General features: G+C 65.0%; 1 protein-coding gene. It reads right to left on the minus strand.

The features are described 5' to 3' along the window. A partial coding sequence (locus HMPREF2791_RS10025) for a hypothetical protein (RefSeq protein WP_083327984.1) occupies positions 1–768 on the minus strand: 768 nt, incomplete at its 3' end. Positions 769–775 lie beyond the last annotated feature (7 nt).

Below are 775 nucleotides of genomic sequence, written 5' to 3' on the forward strand. Positions count from 1 at the left end.
CTGGTTGGCGAAGCGCTCGGTGTCGTACAGATTCACCGCGCCTTGCTCCGGGTGGAACGCTGCGACCTCCAACGTCTCGCCGAACTCTTGCTGGAGGTATTCGGCGCCAGTCATGGTGGTGCCGTCGGTCAGCGTGAGGATGACGTCGTCGCCATCGCCCGCCAGGATGCGTGCGTGTTCAGAAATCGGCACCATCACAATCGGGCGTGGTGCCGCAGCAACCACTCCGCCGGTTTCGCCTTCGACGATGCGCCAGAACGCCTCCTCCATCTGGGGCGCCGCCGGAAGTGTGGCGTCGATGCCTTGCCGCAGGCGATGCTCTAAGTCTGCGGCTTTGCGGTCGGTGGTGTAGATGGTGATGCGCGCCCGGCCGTTGTTCGGCGCGGAGAAGGCGACCTGTTTCTTTTTCGGCGCCGTGTCCTCGCGGGGCACCAACTCTCGTGCGGCGCGCTCGATCGCGCGGTACCCGCCGGTCACATCCAGCAACTCCAAGCGCAGCCGCCACCGCTCGCTGGTGTCCTTGACACCACCGACGCGGCGTTCAATCAACGCCAGCTCGTCCAGGGAGAACCCGCGGGCCTTCTGTACTGCCAAAGCCTGTTTGCGGGTGAATTTGGTCGGCCCGTAGTACACCTTCTGCATCCCGTCCCACGCGCGTGCCCGATCCGGCGCCATGCCGGCACCCAGGGCAATAGACAGGTCGAAGTGCCGCAGGGTCTCCATGGATGCTGCGGCCATCGCCTCGATAAACGCGTCGAACGGGTTCATGCCACGA

The organism is Corynebacterium sp. HMSC034A01 (genome assembly GCF_001838175.1).
Classification (GTDB): Bacteria; Actinomycetota; Actinomycetes; order Mycobacteriales; family Mycobacteriaceae; genus Corynebacterium.